The organism is Algoriphagus oliviformis (assembly GCF_017254915.1).
Classification (GTDB): Bacteria; Bacteroidota; Bacteroidia; order Cytophagales; family Cyclobacteriaceae; genus Algoriphagus; species Algoriphagus oliviformis.
The window spans coordinates 1,236,313-1,256,889 of sequence record NZ_JAFKCT010000001.1; the positions used below are offsets into that span (position 1 = coordinate 1,236,313).

Below are 20,577 nucleotides of genomic sequence, written 5' to 3' on the forward strand. Positions count from 1 at the left end.
AAATTCAGCAGCATGGATTCCTTGATCAAGAAGATTCACCAGGCACACCAGCACTCTTTCGATTTTCCGGCACCCAAGGTGATCCATCAGTTTCTAGAAGACCTCTTGGGATTGATGTTTCCGGAGTTTTCTGCCCACACGATCCGGGAGGAAGAGGATGTCAAATCCAGCCTGGAGATGCTGCAGGCCAATCTTTCCCACATACTTTCCAGAAACTCCCACCTGCATGACGGAGACGGGGAGCAGCTTGCCCAGTATTTTTTTGACAGCTTGGAGCGCGTATTTGACTGGATCAATCAAGACGTGGACGCGATGTATGCGGGAGACCCTGCCGCCAAGTCCCGCACCGAGATCATCAGGAGCTATCCAGGCTTCTATGCCATATCAGCCTATCGCATTGCCAACGTCCTTCATCGCCTGGGCGTGGCGATAGTGCCCAGGATGATCACCGAGCATGCGCACAGCAAGACCGGCGTGGACATCCATCCCGGAGCCACCATCGGCCAGCACTTCTGCATAGACCACGGCACGGGAGTGGTGATCGGGGAGACCACGGTCATCGGCGACCAGGTGAAGGTTTACCAGGGCGTGACCCTGGGGGCCTTGAGTGTGGAGAAATCCGACGCGGACATCAAGCGCCATCCCACCATCGAAGACCATGTGGTGATCTACTCCGGGGCGACTATCCTAGGCGGAAAGACCGTCATCGGCAAAAACAGCGTCATCGGCGGCAACGTCTGGCTGACCAAGTCCGTGGCGCCAAATTCCAAAGTGTATTACCAAACCCAGATGCACCATGAGGCTGGTGCAGCGACGGATCTTTATATTTTCAAAAACGACTTTGACGAAATGGGCGAATAAGGGCTGTTCCCTTTTCCCGCCAGGTCATCATGTCCTGGCAGACCGCTCCTGTCAATTTCCACTTTCCCCCTGACCCATGAAACTCTTTGAACTGATAGGCAATACGCCGCTCGTGGAGCTCGAGCATATCCCCCAAAATCCCAAGGTGAAAATCTTCTGCAAGATGGAGGGACAAAACCCCGGCGGAAGCGTCAAGGATCGCGCGGCCTACAACATGATCCGCTCGGCCCTGGACCGCGGGGATATCAAGCCCGGTGACAAGCTCGTGGAGGCCACCTCTGGCAACACCGGCATTGCCCTGGCCATGGTGGCCAAAGTCCTCGGTCTGGATATGACGCTGATCATGCCGGACAACTCCACCAAAGAGCGTGTGCTGTCCATGGAGGCCTACGGTGCCAAGGTTATTCTGACCCCCGCGGCCCAGACCATCGAGTATTCCCGCGTCTTGGCGGACAAGATGCGGGACGAGGAGGGCTACTACATGCTCAACCAGTTTGCCAACCCCGACAACTACCTCGCCCACTACTACACGACCGGCCCGGAAATCTGGAAGGAAACCAACGGAACGATCACCCACTTCGTCTCCGCCATGGGCACCACCGGTACCATCATGGGCGTGTCCAGATTCCTGAAGCAAGTGAATTCGGATATCCAGATCGTGGGGACACAGCCTACGGATGGCTCCAGTATTCCTGGGATCCGCCGTTGGTCGCCGGAGTTTTTGCCGGAGATCTTTGAGTCCTCCAGGGTGGATCGCGTGATCGACGTGAGCCAAGACCAAGCGACGCAGATGACGCGGCGCATGGCCAAGGAAGAAGGCATACTCGCGGGCATGAGCAGCGGGGGAGCCCTTCATGCCGCCATCGAGCTGTCCAAAGAGCTGAGCGAAGGAGTCATCGTCTGCATCACCTGCGACCGAGGCGATCGATATCTCAGCTCGGATTTGTTTGGGTGATGAATTGCCGTGGGCTTAAGCCCACGGCAATTCATCAAAAAAACCTTTTCATCTTCCCCAGACCCTCCTTCACTACCACTTCGGCATCCATGGCGTAGTAGGTGGGGTTGAAGAGCTCCAGGGAAAGGATGATCTGTCCGCCTTTGGACTTGAGCGTGTCGGCGATTTCCTGCATGGGGGCGGCGCCGTCGCCGGGCATCACGCGATCCTTGTCCTGCTGCTCGGTGCGGGGAATGCTGGCCGGGAAGTCGTTCATATGGAAGATGTCGATCGCATGCCCGTCCAGCATCTTCATGCCTTCGAAGCCCGATCCGCCCCGGAAGAGGTGGTAGATGTCCGCCAGGATCTTGGCGTCTTTGTCGTCCGCCGCTGCGGCTACGGCCATGGCCTGGCCCAGGTGGTAGAAGGAGGGAAAGGCCCCCCAAAACTCCAGCTGGGGCATGACGCCCGTTTTCCGTCCCAGCTCCAGCAGCTGCTTGTATTTTTCCCCAGTCCGTAGCAGGTCCAGCGGAGCCTCCGAGCCTATGGCCGGAGCGGCGACCCGCGGGCAGCCCAGCTCGGCGAGGATACCCATCTCTTTTTCCATCTGGGCAAAACCGGCTTTGCTCTTGGCCTCGTCCTGAGCCATCCAGGTAGGGAAACCTATGCAGTCAAAAAAGGCCAATCCTGCATCCGAAGCCAGTTTTTTCAGGGAGGCCAGGGTCTTGCCGCTTTCCACGTAGGCCTGGATCTCCATCATCCAGGGCTCAAATCCGTCGTAGCCAGCCTTGGCCGCAAGCTCGATGGTCTGGGGAAGGGAGAGTTTTTGCCCCCGGATGGTGCTGGTGTTGAGCGAAAATTGGAAGGTGCTTTCCTTCTTGGCTTCGGCTTGCGCCAAAAGGGGCGCGCCAGTCAGGGCTAGGGGCGTGAGAGCCAGGGTTTTCAGCAGGTTTCTTCGGCTAGTCATGGGCTGTAGGTTTGGGTTGGCATTCCTTTCAAACTGGAATTTTGCCGTTTATACATATTCCGTATAAATCCGTTGTCTTGGGATTTTCAATCGTAATTTAAGTCATGCGAAAAATAATATTTTTCTTTTTCCTGCTTTCCTTTTTTGTTGGGAAAGGACTTTTTGCACAGGTAGTCGGGAGCAATCTGGCCTTTTTGCCCGAATACAAGGAGCGGCTGCCTTACTTCCAGGAGCTGATCACGGGCGGACAGTACCAAGAGCCCTCCCGTCTGATCGAGGGAGATCCCTATTATTATTCCCGACAATTCGAAAAAGGAAGCCTGACCATCAACGGGATCACCTATCCCGAGGTGCCGCTTTTGTACGACGTGTACCGTGACCAGGTCATCACCTTTCATCCCGTATTCAACCAGAAAATCCTCATCAAGCCCGAGAAGATAGACGGCTTTGCCTTGGCAAACGGCGCTCGATTCACTTATTTCCCCGGAAATGGGGGGCATGCGCGCGTAGGCAACGGGATCTATCAGGTCTTGGGCGAAAGTGGCTTCTATGCGCTGGCCAAGCGCTACAAGACCACCAAGTCCAAGCGGGAGCTTTCCAAATACGATGAAATCTACGTGGAAAAGACCGAGTATTTCCTGTGGAAGGAGGGGGACTTTTTCTTGGTAGCCAAGGAAGGGAAGGTCTTGGACGTCTTGGGGCTGGAGAAGAGAGAGGTGAGGAAGCAGCTGAAGGCCAAGGGGCTGAACTTCAAGCGCAATCCGGAACCTTACCTCCAGTACATCATTACCTTGGCTCCGGGCTAGCATCAGGCTGGGAACGGCGTTTCGACCCCTTCCACATCGCGAGAGATGGCTTAGGCCCGAGCCGATGGGCGGTCTCCATTCCGGTGGGGACCGTGCAGATTACTTACAGTGAACCCAAAATAGAATGAGGAAACCAGTACTGTTTTTTCCGATTCTCTTTTTTCTGCTTTCCGTTCATGCGGCATTTTCCCAGCAGGCAGACCGGATCACGGGATTTTTTCCCGGGATAAGCTTTTTGAGATTCGTGGATTTGGTGGAGGAGGAGACTTCCTACCGCTTTTACCTGAAGGAGTCGGATGTCAAAGACCTGACGGTAAACCTGGAGGCGAGACAGCACAGGCTGGAGGAGGTGTTGGCCGTGATTTTTGACAAGACCGACCTCAAGTTTTCCATTTCAGGCGAGCAGGAGGTCTTCATCAGCCGGGGAGAAAAGATGCTGGTAGCCTTTGCCCCGGATTATTTTCGGCAAAATACCGTCGGCACTTCCTCCCTGGTGCAGGACGAGTTTGTGCGCAATAGGAGATATACGGTAGGTACGCCGGGCCACGGTGCGGAGGCCACGCTGTCTGGGGTGATCACCAGTCTGGAAAGCCAGAAACCCATAGAAGGAGCGGTGGTCTATGAGCGGGAAAGCCAGCGCCAGACCATCACCAACAAGGAGGGCAGGTATCAGCTCACCCTGCCCAAAGGCAACCAAACCCTGCTGATCCAAAACATCGGAGGCTACACCGAGCAGCGGCTGCTGGATATCCAGGGCGATGCAGCGCTGGACATCACGATAGGCGAGGGGATCTTTTCCCTGAGCGAGGTCGTGGTCCGCTCCGGTGCATTGACCAACGTGAGCCGTCCCGAGATGGGCGTGCAGTCCCTGAGCGTGCAGCAGCTGCGGAAGCTTCCCGCCGTGATGGGCGAGGTGGACATCATCCGGGGCATCCTCACCATGCCGGGGGTGAATACGGCGGGTGAGGCCAGCGTAGGCTTCAACGTGCGCGGCGGCGCCGCCGACCAAAACCTGATCCTCCTCGACCAAAATACCCTCTACAATCCCTCCCACCTCTTTGGCTTCTTCTCGGCTGTCAACTCCGACATGGTACAGGGCGTGGAGCTGTACAAGGCCGGCATCCCCGCCAGCTATGGAGGCAGGCTTTCCTCGGTACTTCAGGTGACGCCGAAGACGGGAAGGCAGGACAAAATCGGTGGATCCGGAGGGATCGGGCCGTTGACCAGCAGGCTTAGCCTGGATGGCCCCCTAGGCGAAAACACCACTTTCGTGGTCGGCGCGAGGCTGACGTATTCGGACTGGCTGCTGGACTACCTGGAGGAAAGGGCGGACCTCGGGGCTTCGCGAGCGCAGTTTGGGGACTTCAATGCCAGCATCCAGCAGCAGCTCGGCGAAAAGGACAAGCTCCGAGCCTCGGCCTACTACAGCATGGACAAGTTCCAGTTTGACCCCGACACGGTTTACAGCTATTCCAACCTCAACTATGCCCTGACCTGGACCCACTATTTCAATGATGAGCTGGAGGCGGATTTTTCCCTGGGGCAGGACAAGTATGACTTTGCCGTAAGGGGCGAGGACAACCCACTCAATTCCTATCTCTATGGATTTGACATTTCCCAGACTTTTGCCAAGGCCGTATTTCGTCAGGAAAAGGGAGACCGGCACCTGCTGAGCTATGGGATCCACGGGATAGGCTATGACCTGAACCCAGGCAAAATCGATCCATACGGCGCGGAGAGCATCGTGATCCCGGACGAAGTGGCTAGGGAAAAGGGACTGGAGGCTTCCGTCTTTTTGGGAGATGAATTTGAGGTCAGCGAGAAGCTCACCCTGAGCGGTGGAGTCCGGCTCAACTGGTTTGGTTTCTTTGGTCCACAGACCCTGCCGGAATATGCGTCCGGCGAGCCCTACTTTCCCGAAAACATCATCGGCGATACTTCCTATGGGAAAGGGGACTTGATCAAATCCTACCTCGGGCCAGAGCTGCGCCTATCGGGACGATATGCGCTGAACAACTGGTCCTCCATCAAGGCCGGCGTCAATACCATGCGCCAAAGTATCCATCTCCTGAGCAATTCCTCGGTCATCACCCCTACAGACACCTGGAAGCTGAGCGATGCCTTCATCCGCCCCCAGACAGGCGTCCAATACGCACTGGGCTACTTCCGAAACCTGGAAAACAACGCCATCGAGTTTTCCGCAGAGCTGTACTACCGCTCCATGCAAAACCTCCTGGACTACCGCTCCGGAGCGACCCTGGTGCTCAATGACCGCATCGAGCAGGATGTGCTGGTGACCAAGGGCAAAGCCTACGGGCTGGAACTCTACCTGAAGAAAGTCACCGGAAAGCTCAACGGCTCTCTGGCCTATACCTATAGCCGATCCCTTATGCTGACCGACCCGAGCGAAAGGAAGGAGCAGGTAAACCGCTCGGACTGGTACCCGAGCAATTTTGACCAGCCACATACCGCAAATCTTGTCCTTAATTATGAGCTGAGCCGCCGGGTCAACACTACGTTGGCGGGCAAATACAGCACGGGTAGGCCGGTGACCTTGCCGGTGGCCAAGTTTGAATACGGCGGATCAGAGCGGGTGTATTTTGCGGACAGGAATTCCTTCCGCATCCCGGACTATTTCCGCCTCGACCTCTCGGTAAATCTCGAAGGCAACCATAAAGTGAACAAGATCGCGCATGGCTCTTGGTCTTTGGGGGTCTATAATATCCTCGGGAGGGACAATGCCTACTCGGTGTACTACATTCCCGAAGGCGGCAAGCTGAGCGGGTACCAGCTGTCCATTTTTGCGGAGCCTATTCCTTTTGTCAGCTATAACTTCAGATTTTGATGAGCAAAGCATTTTGGACCGTTTTCTTTCTCGTAGGCCTGCTGCAGGCCTGTCGGACGCCGTTTGATCCGGAGGTAGCTTCGCAAGCCAGCGATTTTTTGGTGGTGGAGGGATATTTGGATTCGGAGGGAAAAGCCAGCAAACTCAAACTGAGCCGTTCGGCGCCGCTGGATGCAGAGGGGCCTTTCGTCGCGGAGACCGGAGCGACGGTGACGCTGAACTCCGCCTCCGGGGAAAGCTATCTTTTGGACGAAGTGGAAGACGGGAGCTATCTTTTTGAGGCGAATGTCTCCGAAGAGCAGAGCTACTACCTGGAGATCGTATTGCGAAATGGAGAGCGATACCGCTCGACTGAGATGCGGCCCATCGTCACGCCGGATATCATCGATGCCGACTTCCTCTTGGATGAGGAGGGGGTGGAGGTCTTCATCACTACCCAGGGCGACCAATTTGCGGATGATTTTCTGTGGACTTATGACGAGACATGGATCTACCGTCCGCGCATCCGGGTGCCTTATATCTACGATGCGGCGATTGGGAATGTCAGGGACAGGCGAGAAGGCGAGCATATCGACCTTTGTTTCAAAAACGAGGAAAGCCCAGACATCCTGCTGGAGACCAGTTCGAGGTTTGAGGAGCAGGTGGTCTTTCGCCAGACTATTACCGAAATCCCCCGCGGAGACGAGCGCATCATGGAGCGCTACAGCATCCTGATCTCCCAAAAGGCCCTCGAAGAGGATGCGGTGAAGTTTTGGGAGATCCTCAAAAAGAACACCGAGGACATAGGCTCTATCTTCAGTCCCCTCCCTTCCCTGATCGGCGGCAACATCTTCTCGGTGGACGGGCTCGACAGGCCGGTGGTAGGGCAGGTGAGCCTGGGAGTGGTGCGCCAAAAGCGCCTCTACATAGACTTGGTGGACGTGAGTCCGTGGAATTACCTGGATCCCGAATTCAACGACTGCGTGGTAGAGCAGGAGCCGGTTTTGAGCCGGTTTTATGACCCGGTCTTCGTGAGCGGTGGAGTGCTTCCCGCCCGAGCCCATATCCCGGAAGGGGGGACAATGGTGATCGGATATTTTCCCACTTCGCGGCGTTGCGGGGACTGCACCCTATATGCCTCGCCTATCAAACCTGACTTTTGGGAAGATGAATAAGAGTATTAACGTAAAATCAGGGAAAAGACGAATGTCGAGGCTGTGCTGGATGGTGATGCTGGGACTGCTGTGGGCTAGCGGCGCTACCGCTCGGCAAGCAGCGGCCGAAAGGGAGTCCGTCAGCTTTTCCATCCCCAAAACCCTCTATTTCTCCGGAGAGAAAATCTGGATCGACGCAGAGGTCTGGCTAGGGGAAAGCCCCACGAGCTCCCAGGTGCTCTACGCGGAGCTCGTCAGTCGGGACTCCAAATCCATGGCCTACGTCAAGCTTCCCTTGATCCAAGGCAAGGCGTTCAACTATTTTCTGATCGGATCCGCCATTCCCTCCGACCAATACCTGCTCCGCGTCTATACCCGGATCAGCCCCTACTTGGACAGGGAGCTCGGCATCGCCCAGCAGTTTGTCACGATCATTAATCCCACCATTCCCCCGGCAAAACAATCTGCCGATGCGGGAAACGAAAGCCCGATCTCTACGGATGTGCCATCTTTTGCCCCTTCCGGACCGATAGCCCTACCGTCGTCCTCCGTCTCCGGGCGACAGGCCATGGGGATAGCGATCGCCAATCCTTTTTTACCCAATGAACAAGAGCAGATCACTTCCTCCCAGGCCTATGAGCACCTGGAGAAAAAGGACCTGATCCCAGAGCTGTTTGGCCATGTGGTGGAAGTGCATGTCCCCAATCCCAAGGCTGAAGCCACCTATTTCCTCTCGGTGCACGGGACGAAAAGCGCCTTGTTTACCGACATTCCCAACGCAGATGGGCGGGTACTGGTGGATATCGGAGGACTCAAGCACTGGGATCGCCTGATCATACAGCTGGAGGACGGGGCGGAGATGCCGGGGATCGCCGTGGTGCCGCCGCTCATCGAGACGCGCTTTCGGGCGGATTTTCACTTTCCCGAGCTGCAGCTCGGCGAGTCTGACCTTCCGAGGCTGGAGCGATTGCTCAAGGCCTCCCGTGTGGAGGGATACTACGCCGAGGAATACCTGCGTGATTCGATGGAGGTTGTCGTGGGCTTTGTGGCGGACCATAGCTATGGGCTGGACGACTACACGCGCTTCGATGACGTGGAGACGGTGCTCCGGGAGTATGTGCCAAGCGTGATGGTACGCACCAGGGACCGAAAAAAAGAGTTTCGACTGGTCAATGAAGCGGTCAAGGGAATGTTTGACAGCAATCCCCTGATTTTGGTCGATGCCATGCCGGTCTTCGACTCGGACCTACTGGCTTCCTTCAACCCCAAGTTTATGCAGAAGCTGGAAGTGCTCAACCGGGAGTTTTACCTGAACCAGCGAACGTATGCCGGGGTGCTGAGCTGGAGCAGCTATGAAAACAATTTTGGGCTTTTTCCCCTGGCCCCGAGCGCAAGGTTTTTTGACTACTACGGCTTGCAGCCCATGGTCGAAATGGACAGGAGCCAGTTTGCCAAGCCAAGCGAAAACGGAAGGTATCCGGACTGGAGGACGATATTGTTTTGGGACAAAGGAAGCTCTCTCCCTGAGATCCAAGCTCCGGCCTTGGACGGGCTCTTTGTGGTGTGGATCAGGTCGGTGGATGCTTCTGGACGCACCCAGGTCAGCAGGAGCTATTTTGTCGTAAAGCCCTAGTCGGCTTTCCGATTCAGCTCCGTGGCGAGGAATTTTTTCAGGCCTTCCTCATAGGAGGGCTGTCCGGGGTACTCGGGGACGAGGCCTTTTTTCTCGGGAAAACTCTCCATGTGCAGCGTCTGGGTCGGGAAGGCAAAGCGTACCCCCAGGCTATTGGCGAGCTTGACGATCTGGATCAGCAGCTCATGGCGGGCGTTTAGCTCCTCCGGCCATCCCGGCACCTCAAAGAACACGTAGAACATAATGTCTTGGCTGTAAGCAGAGAGGTTGTTGAAATAGATGTTGAAATAGTCTTTTCGGGTGTCGGGGTGGGCCAAGACGATGGCACGGAGTCCCTTCACAAACTCTTCGATAAGCGCCGGTGGGGTGTCGTAGGTCACCGTCAGGGTGGTGTAAAACCTCCTGTACTTCCTCAGTCCGTGGTTGTCCACCACCGAGTCGGCGATCTTTCCGTTGGGTACGTACATGACCGAGTTGCGGAAGGTCCTGATTCGCGTGGAGCGAAACCCCACCTCCTCGACGGTTCCGTCTATGTCTCCCGAGGTTACCCAGTCTCCCACCTGGAAGGGCTTGTCGATGAAGATCATGATGGAGCCAAAGAAGTTTTTGATCGTATCCTGGGCGGCAAGGGCGATGGCTACACCACCGATGGACAGGCCGGTGAGGAAGGGGATGATGTCGAAGTTCAGCCCGTCCCGGAGGATAAACAGCGTGCCCACAAGGATCACTAGGGCCTTAAGGCTTTTTCGGACCAGCGGCACGAGCTGGTCGTCCAGGCTTGATTCGGTGCGGGCTGCCAGACTGCCAAAGTAGGCCGCGACGATGTCGACGATTTTGTAGAAAATCACCGTGATCAAGAAGGGCTTCAGCGTGTTGAACACCATCACCACCCAAGACCAGATCTCCGCCGGAAGCTGCAAGACGCGCATGAGCAGGGAAAGTACCACGACGATAAGGTAGAAGCTGGTAATCTTGGCGATGGGCAGGAGGTAGTTTTCTCCGATATAGCCATATCCCAGACGCCTGGTGAGGTAGATCAGCCCCTTGTCGACCAGGAAGGTAAAGACCAGGTGCGCCAGGAAGGTCAGCACGATCAGGATGCCCAGGCCGACCAGCTGCCACAGCTGCAGCCCCAAGTACTCGGAGGTGCCGATCTTCGGGAGGATATTCAGCAGCCTATCCGTGCCAAAAGGATAGGTTTCCTCGTGGAGGTCTTCGATCTGGGCAACGGAGAAAGAGGAGAATTTCCATTGGTTGCCGATCTTCTCCAGAAAGATCCCCGGCAGCTTGTTGCGGTCAAAGTAGAATTTTTTCTCCCCGCCGCTGGCGGAATCGGCGAATTCCGGATCGTTGGGGATTTCGCTGGTGCGGATGATCGCGCCTTTCCCTTCGAAAATCTGCTGGAGCTTGACAGCCAGGTCTTTGGGATCTCCGTCCACTCCCTTTCTGTCCAGCGTGCGGGCGGCCCGCTCGGGATAGTAGTGGTCTCGGTCGAGATTGTGGAAGAAGGAGAGGGTGGCGTGGTAGGGCGAACTCAGGTTTACGCCTTCCTCCAGTTGCGAAAGTTCATGCGCATCGGAGATCAGCTGGGAGTAGGCAAGTCGGGTGAAAGTGAAAAAAGAAAGTACTAGAAGTAGGAGCGTTTTCTGCATCTGGGATCAAGTTGGCTCGAAGCCCGCAAGTTACTCATTCCGCTGGGCAGCGCCAAGCAAGAGGCTGCTCAGTCCGGCATGCGGTACTCCAAAACCCGCTTTCCGCTGAAGGTACGGATCAGGTATTGGTTTTTGGTGGGTTGATGGCTGATCTGCATGCTGCCTTCGCTCTCCAGGGGTGTGGTGGTGAGCATGTTTCCCGCGAGGTCGTAGAGGTAGCCAAATCCCTGCTCCGGATCCGACACTGCCAGGATCTGCCTGTCCGAGCCGAAGTCGAAGTAGCCAAACCAAAGGTCGTCTCCCGCAAGAGGCAGGGTGAAGAGCGTCCGCTCCCTTTCGTCCATCACTTGGGTTTTGGAGTATTGGCGGGAGAGAATGATCTGGGAAAGCCCACCCGGATCCGCCAGAAGCTGGAATTTGGTGTCGCGGTCGGTTTTGACCAGCTGGTTTCTGTAGGTGATCTCCCCGCCGAAGCTGGCCTGGATCAGTTCCCCGGTGTCGGAGATCGCGGAAATCTTCAGCGAGTTTCCTCCCGCCCCTGCCGTGATCTGGATCGGCGTGCTAAAGTCCCTGCCGAGACTGAGGGGAGATCCGGACTGTTTTTCGCCCCGACGGTTGAAGAGGTAGACCTTGCCCTTGTCGGACTGGGCGACCATGAAGTCTCCCCTTCCCGGCACGCGGATGTGGCAGGGGGCAAGGATGGATTTTTCCCCCAGCTTCAGGGGATTCCAGCCTTCGAGCTCCTTGCCGTCTCGGTCTAGCAGCCAGAGGTTGCCGGAGCGGGTAGCGAGGAAGTAGCGATAGTCGCGGGTATTGTCATAATCCGCCAGGCTGAGATGCGTGAATTTCTCGTTTTTGACCGCTACGGGAAAGCCCGGTAGCGGATTTCCCAGCCTGTCGATGCCGTAAACTCGGTCGGCCGTGGCGACGAGAAGCTGGAGTTTGCCGTTTTTCAAATGGTCGATCTGAAAGGCTTCCGACACGATCGGTCCGGAGAGCTGCTGGGAGTACACGACTTCCCCGGCCGAATTGATGAGGTAGAGCTGGTCCGCCGCGTCCTGCACCACGAGGTCGTCCGTATTGTCGTTGAAGTTTCGGATTGTTTTGGGCCCGTAGGTGATCCGTTCGGGCAGCGCTACGATGGCGGATGGACTCAGGCTTAGGCCGGTTTGGTCTGTTACCGTGGCTTTTTTGCCTCCTTCATAGGGTAGCGTCAGCGTGGCTATGGGCTTGCCGCTGATCTGGTTGACCTTGAGGCTGAGGTAGGGGAAGGCCTTGAATACGGCCTCGTACTTTTGCAGGAAGGCGCTCCAGGAAGGGTTGCTGTTTCCCTCCCATTTTTCCCAGACCTTTTTCAGGTAGAAGTTTTTCGAGTAGCCTGAGGCGGGGTTGATGGATTTGGGCTCCACCGCCGATTCGGGGGCTTTGGCCCAGGTGTTGCCGATGGCGACATCGTCGAGGACCATCTTCATTCCCTGGGCAGAGTTGGCCAAGATCAGCACCTCACCCGAGAGGCTGATGTGGGTCTGGGGAAAGCCGGAAAACTTTCCTCCGAAAAGGTGTGCAGGAAACTCCTCCTCGGGGAAAAAGAGGATCTCCGAGTCCCTGTAAAAATCCGACTGGTCTGAATCGCTTCCGCTTCGGAATTCCTTCAGAAAGGCAAAAGTCTGGGCTGGCTCGAGTGTGCGGAGCAGCAAAACTTGGTTTTGGGCCTGGTTTCCGATGTTTTCAAGCTCCAGAAAGTACAGCTCGCCGGAGAAGTTGTCCAGAAATCCCCTGTCGGTCATGCGGGTTTGGATCTCGCCACTGGTCGTAGACTTGGGGGTGAAGGCTCGGTTTTGCAGTTTCTGGGCTTCGAATATGCCGTCCAGGTTGATCTGTGCCAGCGACTGGGTACGGTTGGAGATGAGCTTTTGGATCTCGGGAAAGTTGGCTCTGACGGAGGGGGTGAAGTCGATCTCTTCCTGTAGGATGAGGGGGCCTTGGAAGACCAGCCGCCCCTCCTCCAGGGTCATGTCCATAGCGACCACGGCATCTCTCAATGCCAGTTCGGAAGACATGGGGTTTTCCCGCTTGGCGCTGATCCCTGCCAGGAGTCTGGAGATCCCGTGGGCGGAGAGGATCAGCCTGCCCAGTCCCGCATTGGCGGGAAGCTGCTTGTCCAGCTTCGAGGCCATGGAGATCTGGTCTTCGCTGATATGCAGGCGGATGGCCTCCTCGATGATGAAGGAAGAGGAGGAAGCAAGAAGGACATTGCCAAGCACGGTCGCAGACCATTTTCGGGAAGTCTCCGTGCCGAGGAATTCGAGGATTTCCACGTCGCTGTAGCGCCGGGATTGCAGCCGGATCGTTTTGGGGATTCGGCTTTTGATGCCGGATAGGAAAGCCTCGGGAGAGTTTGCCCCGAAATTGACCGTGAAAAGCAAGTCAAAACTGTCCGCGCCACTGGGGTGGCAGCTGATGGTGACTTGCTTTCCCCGGACGGCTCGGGAGATTTCTCCATTGCCTCCGCTGAGACTGTCGATATGGACCAGTTGCCCGGCAGTCTCGGCAAAGGCCGGGAGCTGCGAGAGGATGTCCCAGACCGGCTGATTGACCAGTTCGTTCCAGGTTTGGTCGGCCTGCTCGGTCTCAAATACGAAGACCGCATCGGTACGGATCAGCTCCAGGCTGTTGATGTTTTTGGAGGAAAAAAAGTTTTGGAATACCCAATAGCCTCCCCACACACATAGGACAATCGCAACAAGGACTAACAGGCTTTTCCAGATTTTCACTGAGCTAGGAGGGGGTGATTCGATCGGGTTAATATAAAAAATAGACCTAAGAAACTCCCTTTTTGCCGGGAGAATCTTAGGTCTAAACGCTGGGGGAGACGTATTATTTGGACAGCTTGTCCAGTACGTTCATCACCTCTTTCACGTGTCCGCGGGAAGTCTCCAGCAGGGCTTTTTCGTCTGCGTTGAGGTCAAGTTCGATGACTTTTTCCACGCCGTTTTTGCCCAAGATGACCGGTACGCCGAGGTAGCAGTCTTCGATGCCGTATTCGCCTTCCAGCTTGATGCACACAGGGAATACTCTTCTCTGGTTTTTCAGGATGGCCTCTACCATCTGTGCTGCAGCCGAGCCTGGGGCATACCATGCGGAGGTACCCATCAGCTTCACCAGCTCACCGCCACCGAACTTGGTTCTTTCGATGATGGCATCCAGCTTGTCTTGGGCGATCAGCTCAGTCACCGGGATACCGGCTACGGTGGTGTAGCGAGGCAGTGGCACCATGGTGTCGCCGTGTCCGCCCATGAGGATGGCCTGGATTTCTTTGCCGGACACATTCAGTTCCTCTGCGAGGAAAGCTCTGTATCGGGCGGTGTCCAGGATGCCGGCCATGCCGATCACTTTGTTTCTGTTCAGGCCAGAAGTGAGGTGGGCTTGGTAGGTCATCACGTCCAGTGGGTTGGATACCACGATGATGATGGCGTTTGGAGAGTATTTTACGACGTTTTCGGTCACAGACTTCACGATGCCGGCGTTGGTTTCGATCAGGTCATCGCGGGTCATGCCTGGCTTGCGTGGCAGGCCGGAAGTGATCACGACTACGTCTGAATTGGCAGTCTTGCTGTAATCATTGGTGCTGCCCACAGTGCGGCTGTCGTACTGGTTGATAGGGGCTTTCTGCCAGATATCGAGGGCTTTGCCTTCGGCGATGCCTTCTTTGATGTCGATGAGTACGATTTCTTCGGCTACTTCGCGATACGCCAACACATCGGCACAGGTCGCGCCCACGTTGCCTGCACCGACTACGGTTACTTTGCTCATGATTTTATCTGTTTTTATAAGGTTTACTTCGTTAAAAAGCGGCGCTAAGATATTAAACAACAACTAGGAATAGAAGCCCGTCGGGGAATTGTTTGGCGAGGGGTGGAGGTTTTTTGACAAACGAAAAAAAGACTCGCCCGGGCTATTCAAACATCTGTCGGAGGCTGAAAAACCCGAAGGATTCGCGGTAGGACCTGAAAAGCCGCTGGTTGTTGGCGTTGAAAAACTCCGCCAGGGAGGTCATCATCTTGGCTTTGATCTTGGGGTTGCTCTCGAAGATCTCCTGGATGGCAAAGTGGGGGATGACGATCAGCTCGGCCTCATCCGACACGATCAGCGCGGTGTAGGTACGCTTGGCATTTTCCAGCAGGGAGTTTTCCCCGAAGGCCTCTCCGCGGTTGACCTCCATGATGGTTTCGAAGTTGTCCTTGATGTCGATGGTCAGGTTGACCTTGCCACTCTTGATGAGGTACAGGGCCTGCGCTGGGTCCTTGCTGAAGAAGACCACTTCATCCCGCACGTATTTGCGGTGGTGCATCGCCGGGAGAAACCTCGACAGCTCCTTTTGGCGCAGCCGCTCAAAGAAGTTGATCCCCTGCATGAAATCAAAGGTCCGGAGCTGGTTTTCGTCGTAGGTCTTGGAAAAGGGGTTCAGCATGGATCAGCGTCTTTTGAAGTAAAGGATTCGTTGGGTAGCGGGGGTGCACTTGGCCCAGTCGGCTATTCTCAGGCCCACGAGCCAGGCGATTTCCCCTCCTGAAACTAAGACTTTTACGCTTTGTTTTTTTGCCAGGGGCATTTTTATGTCGATCAGGAAGTCAGAGACTTTTTTGGAAGAGTCCATTCCCAGCGGTACAAAGCGGTCGCCCTCCTGCCAGGTTCGGATTTCCAGCGGGAAAGCGAGTCTGGTGGCGTCTAGCTGCGCATGGATGGGGTTGCGGTCCAGTTCGACTGGGGAGGGCAGGCAGATGATCTGGTACTCGGCTTCCGGCAGGGTGAATTTGGCGTCGCCGATCTCCAGCGCCAAAGGATCAAAGGGTTTGGGTTCTGGGGCCAATAGCAGCTCATTCCGGTCAAAATGGAGCAGAAACCCAGGGCTTTTAAACACGCTTCCAGTCCGGGGTTGGCTGATAGCCTCCGAGACCGATTGGGCTTGGTCGGAATTGAAGCCGTAGGGCCGCAGCCAGAAGTAAAGCAGGGAGGCGGCACCGGGCTGGTTTAGGATGGCGGAATAGGGGAGCATTTGGCAGCCGTCTGCTTCGCGGATGTTTTCTTTTTTCCAATCTTCAAACAGTCCCTGGAAAGCCCTTCCGGTATCCTTCAGCCGCTCAAAGCTCGTGAGGAGGTTTTTTCTCGCATCTGGCTCCAGCGCATAGATGGCTGGCAGCCCGTCGATTCGCAGCTTGTTTCGCTTGTAGTCTGTTTTCGCGTTGCTGTGGTCTTCTCGCCAGGGAAGCCCATTTTCCTCCATGTAGGCATGGATTTCCCCACGGGAAAAGGCAAGCATCGGCCGAATCAGCCAACCTTTTCGCTCGGCCATTCCGTAAACACCCTCTATGCCCGTGCCGCGGAGCAGGTTGAGAAAGATGGTCTCCAGCTGGTCGTCCTGATGATGGGCTAGGAGGATGCCGGCCAGGCCCCGACTGGCCCTCACTTCTTCGAAAAACCCGTATCGGATCTCCCGGGCGGCCATTTGGATGGAGATTCCCTTGTCCTCCGCGTGGGTTTCCGTATCGGCGAGGTGCAGGTGAAAAGGGAGCTGTCGGCTCTCAGCCCAGTGTCGGACAAAGTCGCTGTCTCCGTCGCTTTCGCTCCCGCGGAGCTGAAAGTTGACATGGGCGACTTCGATGGCGATGCCGGATTGGGACAGCAGCGTGGCTAGGCACATGCTGTCCATGCCCCCGCTGCAAGCCAAAAGGTAGGTGGAGCCAGGGGTAAAAAGAGACTGGGTTTGAGTCTGGAAAACGTCAAGCATTGACCAAAAATAGGCTTTTCCGCGGGATTTGTCCCAGCGTCGATCGGCAGGGGAGACTGAGTTTCTTCCGGAATTTACTTAGGAATTTAGCTTTACGGGGCTTTCTGCTAATTTTGCCCCCATTCGAAGATCTATGAACACCCGTCTTTTCCGCATATTCCTCTTCTTGTCGCTGCTGATTTCAGGTTTTGGGAATAGCTACGGGCAGGACAACTCCGTGCTGAAGATCAACAAAGCAGATCTCCTCCAAGGTGGACGGGGATTTCAGCGCTTGCTCGGAGATGTGGAGATGGAGCACCAGAGTTCGTTGATTTTTTGCGACTCGGCCTATTTTTATCGGGAGGAAAACCGGGCCAGGCTTTTTGGCAACGTCAGAATCCAGGATGTCGAAGACCCCATCACCACGACCAGCTCCTACGCCGAGTACGACGGCAATACCAAGCTGGCCAAGCTCAGGCGGAACGTGGTCTTTACCAACCAGGAGACGACCCTCTACACCGACTACCTCGACTATAACCGGGAAACCAACATCGCTACCTATTTCAACGACGGGAGAGTCGTGGACTCTACGAACGTGCTCACCAGTGAGCGGGGAGTCTATGAGGTGAATCTCGAGCGGATCACCTTTCGCAAAGACGTCGTGCTGGTCAACCCTGACTACACCATGAAGACCGGCAATCTGGTCTATCTCACCGTGCCCAAAACCTCCGAAACCAAGGGGCTTACCAATATTATTTCCAAAGAAGGCTACACGCTGGACGCTCAGAAGGGGAGCTTCTATGATACCCAGCTGAAACAGTTCCGGTTTTACGACGGCATCGTGGAGACCGAAGAGAGCCGGGTGAAGGCCATGGAGCTGTTTTATGACGAGGGCGAGGCCTACTACGAGGGCAAAGAGGACGTGCGGGTGCTCAACAAAGAGCGGCAGGTGGAGGTCTTTGGCGACAATGGGAAATATTGGGAGGACCGCAAGTACAGCTTGGTGTACGGCAATGCTTTGGTAAGGAAGTACTTTGAGACGGATACGCTTTTCATGACTGCCGATACGCTGATTTCCCACGACAGTGAAGCCGACACGGCCAAGTACTTGTTGGCTTTTCGGTCGATCAAACTTACCAAGACGGACCTGGCCGGGATTGCGGATTCCCTCGTGTACAACTATTCGGATTCGTCCATCCAGCTTTTTCAGGATCCCGTGATGTGGAACCAAAAAAGCCAGATTTCGGCTGACTCCATGGTTTTCTTTATTGCAAACGAGGAACTGGATCGCGTGTACATGAAGGACAAGGCCTTTGCGATAATGACCGACACGCTGCTGAACCACAACCAGATGAAGGGCAGGACGATGACCGGCTACTTCAAAGAGGGCCAAATCGAGACCCTGGATATAGACGGCAACGGAGAGTCCCTCTACTTTGCGCTCGAGGCGGATACCCTCACGCAGGGGGTCAACCGGATTTTGAGTGCGAATATCAAGCTGACTTTTCAGGATGGCGCAATCCGGAAAGCCAACTTCGGTATTCGGCCAGACGGGCAGTTTACCCCGGTGCAGAAGATCGACGAGAAGGTGTCCAGACTGGAGGGATTCCAGTGGCGGATCGACGAAAAACCCAATCGAGAGATGGTCGACGCCTGGCGAAAACCCGTGGAAATTGATCCTGAGGCCGAAAATTTGTTCAACGAGCCGGATGTCAAGCTGGAGATGCCCACGGAGGAGCAGATACGGGAAAAACTCGGAAATCCGGGCTTGAAACCGGTAAAAAAGACGCTTGTCCCCACTAAGGGGCAGCTTGATTTTTGAGTGCCTCGATTTTTTCGGGAGGTTAACAACAATTAACCCGCATTTTTATTGTGTGGGTAATCAAAAAAGTAATTTTGTCCGTATATTAAATTCCTTACAAACCAATTTACGGCCTCTATTGATTGAAGTTTTACATGAAGTCCTTATTCAGATTTTTGACATGGCTGTTGCTTTTTGCGCCCCTTTTGGCTGGTGCTCAGCAGGTGCGTGTGTTGAGTGAGGTAGTCGAGTTTTCCGGTGACATAGGCTCCTCGCAGCGCAAGACAGTCATCCTACAAAACGAGTCTAACCAGACCAAAACCTATTTCCTCAAAAATGTGAGAGGTAGCGTAGGCTCCTCCCAGAAAGTCAAAGTGTGTCTGAACGACCAGTGCTTTGATCCCAAGAAAGACCTTGCGAAGATCTCCCTAAAGCTCGCTCCCGGTGAGATCGTCACTGACTTGTACCTCGAGTTTGAAATGGGAATCGCCGAGACGCGGGGAAGTTTTGACCTGTTTTTTGTGAACGCGGAAAATATCCGGGAAAACTTCGTCGTTGAGGCTAGGTATGAAGTCGCCTCGGGAGCAGGAGCGGACTTTCTCCACAAGGATATCACCCTGAGCGAAATCTACCCCAACCCGAGCAATCGCGTGGCCCAGCTGGACTACGAGCTGGTCAATCCCAAAGCGAAGGCCAAGATTTCGATCAACAGCTTCATAGGCAATCCCATCGCCGAGTACAGCTTGGATCCCGAGAGGAGTTCCTTGGTGATCAACGTGACGGATTTCCAGCCGGGCGTCTATTTCTACACCCTATTCATTGACAACAAGAACGTAGTGACCAAAAAGCTACAAGTCAAGAAGTAAAGCCCCAGCCAATTCAGACATTTGAATACGAACAATTTACCCGTATATTTGCGGTCTTGAAAATGAGTATGCAGTCCAAAACCCTTCTTTTCCTTTCGCTTCTGTTTTTGACCATGTCCTGCGGGCCCTTTTCCAAACTCGAAAAGAGCACCAACTGGGAAGAGCTCTACAACGGCGCAAACAAATACTATCAAGAAGGGGAATACGGAAAGGCCATCATCCTTTACGAAAAGGTGCTTCCGGTGATCAAGGGTTCCGAAAAAGCCGAACTGGCGGAGTACAACTACGCCAACTGCCACTTCAAAACCAAAAGGTACATCGAGGCCGCTGGCTATTTCAGCACCTTCTATCGCACGTACAATCGAAGCCCTTTGGCAGAAGAGGCGTTGTTCATGAACGCCTACTCGCTCTATCTCGATGCGCCGGACTACAATCTGGATCAGCAGAGCAGTAGGGAGGCGGTAGCTGCGATCCAGCAGTTTGTGACCCGATTCCCAGCCTCTGCGAGCTATGAGCGCGCCATGGAGATGCTGACGGATTTGGAGAGCAGGTTTGAGCAAAAGGCCTACAGCGAGTCGCAGATGTACTATCGCCTGAAAGACGGCCTTTTCCCGGGTGATTTCTATCGGGCCTGCATCATCAATTTCCAGAACTTCGCCAAAGACTATCCCGAGAGCAAGCACAACGAGGAGTTGGCTTACAAGTTGGTAGAAGTCGGCTATGGCTATGCCGAGAATTCGGCTTTCGCCAAAAAGGAGGAAAGACTCAACGATGCCATTGGCTTTGCGGGGACATTTTACAGAAAGTATCCCAACAGCCAGTACATGGATGAGGTGAAGAAGTTTGAAGAGGAGACTAGAAAAGAGCTCGACTCGCACCTCAAGCTGAAAAAAGAGCAAGCCGAAAGGCTGGCGGCCGCAGAGGCCAAAGTGGTGGCGGAATCCGCCTCCAACGAAGAAAACAAATAATCTAGAAATTCATAACCAATACCAATATGGCTATCAATCCGTCCATCGTAACGCGTGATCTTGACAAAGTTGCTGACAAAACAGGCAACATCTACGAGTCGCTTCATGTAGTGGGGCAGCGTGCAAAACAAATTTCCACCAACCTCAAGGAGGAGCTGAACAACAAGCTTTCCGAGTTTGCCTCTACCGTTGACAACCTGGAGGAGGTTTTTGAAAACAAGGAGCAAATCGAGATCTCCAAGTTTTACGAGCGTATGCCAAAGCCTTCTACCATTGCCATGGAAGAATTTATGGAGGGGAAAGTATATTTCAGATCCCCTGAGCAGGAGGTCACAGAATAGTCC

Annotated in this window: 16 protein-coding genes; 10 read left to right on the forward strand and 6 right to left on the reverse strand. The window is 54.9% G+C overall.

Features of this window, described 5'->3' with window-relative positions:
* Positions 1-12: 12 nt before the first annotated feature.
* Together J0A68_RS05445 and cysM are read left to right on the forward strand one after the other, a co-directional pair.
* Positions 13-861 (forward strand): serine O-acetyltransferase, encoded by an 849-nt coding sequence (locus J0A68_RS05445; RefSeq protein WP_206577151.1) that lies wholly within the window; start codon positions 13-15, stop codon positions 859-861.
* Positions 862-937: 76 nt separating this feature from the next.
* A complete protein-coding gene (gene cysM, locus J0A68_RS05450) occupies positions 938-1,816 on the forward strand; it encodes a cysteine synthase CysM (protein WP_206577152.1) in 879 nt (292 codons plus the stop codon).
* Between the two features lie 34 nt (positions 1,817-1,850).
* Here cysM and J0A68_RS05455 read toward each other — a convergent pair whose 3' ends face one another.
* On the reverse strand, positions 1,851-2,762 hold the full coding sequence (locus J0A68_RS05455) for a sugar phosphate isomerase/epimerase family protein (protein WP_206577153.1): 912 nt from the start codon (positions 2,760-2,762) through the stop codon (positions 1,851-1,853).
* A gap of 104 nt (positions 2,763-2,866) precedes the next feature.
* Here J0A68_RS05455 and J0A68_RS05460 point away from each other — a divergent pair, with 104 nt between their 5' ends.
* From J0A68_RS05460 to J0A68_RS05475, 4 genes are all read left to right on the forward strand, one after another.
* Positions 2,867-3,568 carry a hypothetical protein gene (locus J0A68_RS05460; RefSeq protein ID WP_206577154.1) on the forward strand — a complete coding sequence of 234 codons (702 nt, stop codon included), beginning with the start codon at positions 2,867-2,869 and terminating at the stop codon, positions 3,566-3,568.
* 124 nt (positions 3,569-3,692) lie between these two features.
* Positions 3,693-6,413 carry a TonB-dependent receptor gene (locus J0A68_RS05465; RefSeq protein WP_206577155.1) on the forward strand — a complete coding sequence of 907 codons (2,721 nt, stop codon included), beginning with the start codon at positions 3,693-3,695 and terminating at the stop codon, positions 6,411-6,413.
* The gene (locus tag J0A68_RS05470) at positions 6,413-7,567 is read left to right on the forward strand and encodes a DUF4249 domain-containing protein (RefSeq protein ID WP_206577156.1); all 1,155 of its coding nucleotides are present in this window, start codon (positions 6,413-6,415) and stop codon (positions 7,565-7,567) included. The genes J0A68_RS05465 and J0A68_RS05470 overlap by 1 nt, the downstream gene beginning before the upstream one ends.
* A complete protein-coding gene (locus J0A68_RS05475; protein WP_206577157.1) occupies positions 7,560-9,179 on the forward strand; it encodes a hypothetical protein in 1,620 nt (539 codons plus the stop codon). Before J0A68_RS05470 ends, J0A68_RS05475 begins: the two co-directional genes overlap by 8 nt.
* Here the strand turns inward: J0A68_RS05475 and J0A68_RS05480 are convergent.
* From J0A68_RS05480 to tilS, 5 genes are all read right to left on the reverse strand, one after another.
* Entirely contained in the window at positions 9,176-10,831 is a 1,656-nt protein-coding gene (locus J0A68_RS05480) for a mechanosensitive ion channel family protein (RefSeq protein WP_206577158.1), read from the reverse strand. The two genes, J0A68_RS05475 and J0A68_RS05480, sit on opposite strands and share 4 nt — an antisense overlap.
* 68 nt (positions 10,832-10,899) lie before the next feature.
* Positions 10,900-13,605 (reverse strand): hypothetical protein, encoded by a 2,706-nt coding sequence (locus J0A68_RS05485; protein WP_206577159.1) that lies wholly within the window; start codon positions 13,603-13,605, stop codon positions 10,900-10,902.
* Positions 13,606-13,708: 103 nt separating this feature from the next.
* Positions 13,709-14,644: a malate dehydrogenase gene (gene mdh, locus J0A68_RS05490; RefSeq protein ID WP_206577160.1), complete on the reverse strand. Its 936-nt coding sequence runs from the start codon at positions 14,642-14,644 to the stop codon at positions 13,709-13,711.
* 142 nt (positions 14,645-14,786) lie between these two features.
* Positions 14,787-15,302 (reverse strand): Crp/Fnr family transcriptional regulator, encoded by a 516-nt coding sequence (locus J0A68_RS05495; RefSeq protein WP_206577161.1) that lies wholly within the window; start codon positions 15,300-15,302, stop codon positions 14,787-14,789.
* A 3-nt stretch (positions 15,303-15,305) separates the two neighbouring features.
* The gene (gene tilS / locus J0A68_RS05500; protein WP_206577162.1) at positions 15,306-16,619 is read right to left on the reverse strand and encodes a tRNA lysidine(34) synthetase TilS; all 1,314 of its coding nucleotides are present in this window, start codon (positions 16,617-16,619) and stop codon (positions 15,306-15,308) included.
* A gap of 133 nt (positions 16,620-16,752) precedes the next feature.
* On the opposite strand from tilS, the gene J0A68_RS05505 reads away from it, so the two are divergent.
* From J0A68_RS05505 to J0A68_RS05520, 4 genes are all read left to right on the forward strand, one after another.
* Positions 16,753-18,420, forward strand: a complete 1,668-nt coding sequence (locus tag J0A68_RS05505; RefSeq protein ID WP_206577163.1) for an OstA-like protein — start codon at positions 16,753-16,755, stop codon at positions 18,418-18,420.
* Between the two features lie 134 nt (positions 18,421-18,554).
* Complete coding sequence (locus J0A68_RS05510; RefSeq protein WP_206577164.1) at positions 18,555-19,265, forward strand: T9SS type A sorting domain-containing protein; 711 nt, start codon at positions 18,555-18,557, stop codon at positions 19,263-19,265.
* Positions 19,266-19,327: 62 nt separating this feature from the next.
* On the forward strand, positions 19,328-20,233 hold the full coding sequence (locus tag J0A68_RS05515) for an outer membrane protein assembly factor BamD (RefSeq protein ID WP_438839564.1): 906 nt from the start codon (positions 19,328-19,330) through the stop codon (positions 20,231-20,233).
* Positions 20,234-20,259: 26 nt separating this feature from the next.
* A complete protein-coding gene (locus tag J0A68_RS05520) occupies positions 20,260-20,574 on the forward strand; it encodes a DNA-directed RNA polymerase subunit omega (protein WP_206577166.1) in 315 nt (104 codons plus the stop codon).
* Positions 20,575-20,577: the final 3 nt, after the last annotated feature.

Bases quoted from the DNA above. Each gene is read 5' to 3' on its own strand.
- J0A68_RS05445 (WP_206577151.1), top strand. From the start codon at position 13: ATGGATTCCTTGATCAAGAAGATTCACCAGGCACACCAGCACTCTTTC.
- cysM (WP_206577152.1), top strand. From the start codon at position 938: ATGAAACTCTTTGAACTGATAGGCAATACGCCGCTCGTGGAGCTCGAG.
- J0A68_RS05455 (WP_206577153.1), bottom strand. From the start codon at position 2,762: ATGACTAGCCGAAGAAACCTGCTGAAAACCCTGGCTCTCACGCCCCTA.
- J0A68_RS05460 (WP_206577154.1), top strand. From the start codon at position 2,867: ATGCGAAAAATAATATTTTTCTTTTTCCTGCTTTCCTTTTTTGTTGGG.
- J0A68_RS05465 (WP_206577155.1), top strand. From the start codon at position 3,693: ATGAGGAAACCAGTACTGTTTTTTCCGATTCTCTTTTTTCTGCTTTCC.
- J0A68_RS05470 (WP_206577156.1), top strand. From the start codon at position 6,413: ATGAGCAAAGCATTTTGGACCGTTTTCTTTCTCGTAGGCCTGCTGCAG.
- J0A68_RS05475 (WP_206577157.1), top strand. From the start codon at position 7,560: ATGAATAAGAGTATTAACGTAAAATCAGGGAAAAGACGAATGTCGAGG.
- J0A68_RS05480 (WP_206577158.1), bottom strand. From the start codon at position 10,831: ATGCAGAAAACGCTCCTACTTCTAGTACTTTCTTTTTTCACTTTCACC.
- mdh (WP_206577160.1), bottom strand. From the start codon at position 14,644: ATGAGCAAAGTAACCGTAGTCGGTGCAGGCAACGTGGGCGCGACCTGT.
- J0A68_RS05495 (WP_206577161.1), bottom strand. From the start codon at position 15,302: ATGCTGAACCCCTTTTCCAAGACCTACGACGAAAACCAGCTCCGGACC.
- tilS (WP_206577162.1), bottom strand. From the start codon at position 16,619: ATGCTTGACGTTTTCCAGACTCAAACCCAGTCTCTTTTTACCCCTGGC.
- J0A68_RS05505 (WP_206577163.1), top strand. From the start codon at position 16,753: ATGAACACCCGTCTTTTCCGCATATTCCTCTTCTTGTCGCTGCTGATT.
- J0A68_RS05510 (WP_206577164.1), top strand. From the start codon at position 18,555: ATGAAGTCCTTATTCAGATTTTTGACATGGCTGTTGCTTTTTGCGCCC.
- J0A68_RS05515 (WP_438839564.1), top strand. From the start codon at position 19,328: ATGAGTATGCAGTCCAAAACCCTTCTTTTCCTTTCGCTTCTGTTTTTG.
- J0A68_RS05520 (WP_206577166.1), top strand. From the start codon at position 20,260: ATGGCTATCAATCCGTCCATCGTAACGCGTGATCTTGACAAAGTTGCT.